The sequence below is a fragment of the Candidatus Deferrimicrobiaceae bacterium genome (assembly GCA_035256765.1).
In the GTDB taxonomy this organism is placed as follows: Bacteria; Desulfobacterota; Deferrimicrobia; order Deferrimicrobiales; family Deferrimicrobiaceae; genus CSP1-8.
The window spans coordinates 1-1776 of the sequence record DATEXR010000139.1 but is presented as its reverse complement, the minus strand read 5'-3'; the positions used below and the strand labels follow the sequence as shown (position 1 = coordinate 1776).

The 1776-nt window shown below is 61.5% G+C and carries 4 protein-coding genes; 3 read left to right on the top strand and 1 reads right to left on the bottom strand.

What is annotated here, in order from left to right; translation table 11 throughout:
• Window positions 1-285 (bottom strand): hypothetical protein (locus VJ307_04845; protein ID HJX73465.1); only part of this gene is annotated, 285 nt, incomplete at its 3' end.
• Window positions 286-461: 176 nt separating this feature from the next.
• Here VJ307_04845 and VJ307_04840 point away from each other — a divergent pair.
• From VJ307_04840 to VJ307_04830, 3 genes are all read left to right on the top strand, one after another.
• Window positions 462-932, top strand: coding sequence for a DUF4149 domain-containing protein (locus tag VJ307_04840; protein HJX73464.1), 471 nt, complete (start codon window positions 462-464; stop codon window positions 930-932).
• A 2-nt stretch (window positions 933-934) separates the two neighbouring features.
• Entirely contained in the window at window positions 935-1150 is a 216-nt protein-coding gene (locus tag VJ307_04835) for a hypothetical protein (GenBank protein HJX73463.1), read from the top strand.
• Window positions 1151-1349: 199 nt separating this feature from the next.
• A partial coding sequence (locus VJ307_04830) for a universal stress protein (GenBank protein HJX73462.1) occupies window positions 1350-1776 on the top strand: 427 nt, incomplete at its 3' end.

Sequence of the window (1776 nt, the reverse complement as noted above, 5' to 3'; positions counted from 1 at the left end):
GTAGTTCACCCCGTGGTCGACGGCGTAGCGGATCACGTCCGCGTCCCGGGTGATCATGGCGCCCATCCCCACCGTCGCGACCCGGATCCCCGTCGAGCCGAGGACCCTCGTTTCCCCCCCGCCGGCGGAAGGGGAAACGGCTGCCCACGCCCGCGCTCCCCGGATCACCGGGGCGGCGGCGACCGCGGCGGCGGCGCATCCGAAGACCCGGAGAACGCCTCTTCTCCCCGCGTCGACCCGATCGTGCATCCCGCTTCCTGCCTTCCTTCGGCCTGCGACGCTCATCTTCCCTCCCCTGACGCTGCCATCCTGCCCGCGCCGAATCCGCGTGTATTTTATCATTGTCGTCCTGTCCGGCAGGATCCCGAAAGTCGGCAGGGCCCCTTAACCCCCGGGCGAGGGAACCTTCTTGTTGATCCCCGGCATCAAACCAAAAAATCGATCAGGAAGGAAGAAACCGAATGCATCCAATCGCCTCCGCCGTCTACCGACTTGCCCTGGCCCTCTGGGTCGGGGGGATGTCGGTGTTTTCCTTCCTCGTGACCCCCTCGATCTTCCGGACCCAGTCGTCGGAGAGCGCCGGAAAGATCGTCGGGGCCATCTTCCCCGTCTATTTCCGCTTCTGCCTGGGCGTAGCCGTCGTTGCCCTCGCTGCGCGGGCAGCGGCTGGGGAGGCCTTTTCCGGGGCCCGGCAACAGGCCGGGACCGCGATCGTCGTTTTCTCCCTGGCGATCCTCTTGTACCACACGTACGGCCTTGCGCCCCGCATGGCGGAGGTTCGCGAAACGATCATCTCGCGGGTAACGGTCCCCGAAGAGGACCTGGCGCGGCGCGAGTTCTCCCGCCTGCACGGGTTCTCGATGACGCTGAACCTTGCGGTCATCGTCGGCGGGGCGGTCCTGGTTCTCGGGTACGAGACGTTCAGGAAGTGAACATGTGGGAGTTCCTGAACAAACTGGGCTGGGGGCCGCTGATCTTCGCCGCCGTCCTCCTGGGACTGGCGCCGTTCCGCCCGGAGCCGCACCTCGTGGAGAAACTCCGGATGCTCGTGCAGGGGACGCTTCGGAAGCCGATCGACATCCTCGACCTCCTTTTCCACCTGGCCCCCCTCATCCTCATCGTCCTGAAGCTTTTCGCCCGGGAGAAATAGGATAAAGGGGCTTCGCAGCGCCACGGGCCAGCTCCCTGACATTCCGTGCACCCCCCTGCATAAGACGTCGAACTGATTTGATTTTAACGCTTGCGCAACGAGGTCCTCGAACAACATAATATTTATTACAGTTCTCATCAGCACCCGATCAGAGCGTTCCCCCGGAAGGCAGAGACGGGTGCATAAAGAAGGAGATTTTATGTATAAAAACATCCTGTTACCGACAGACGGGTTAGGAAAATGCGCATTCGGCATTTGCCACGGAGTCGTGCTTGCCAAAGCTCTCGGAGCCAAAATAACGGCCGTTCATATAACGGGGAAGCTTTCCGCCCAGGAAATCCTGGATATGTATCACCCCGAGGTTCTGTTCTCCCCCTCGGATGTCAAGAAGGCGAAAGCAGCCATGGCTCACGCGGAGGAAGCACATAAGGAACTGGCAAGCAAGGCGCTGGAGGTCGCAGAAAAGATGTGCACCGAAGTGGGTATCCCCTGTGAGCCGGTTCATATTGCCGGGGAATCCCCGGTGGACGGCATCCTGAAGGTGGCAAAGGAAAAGAAATGCGACCTCATTTTCATATCGACCCACGGCAACCCGGGGATCATGGGTGCCCTGTTCGGGACCCTTG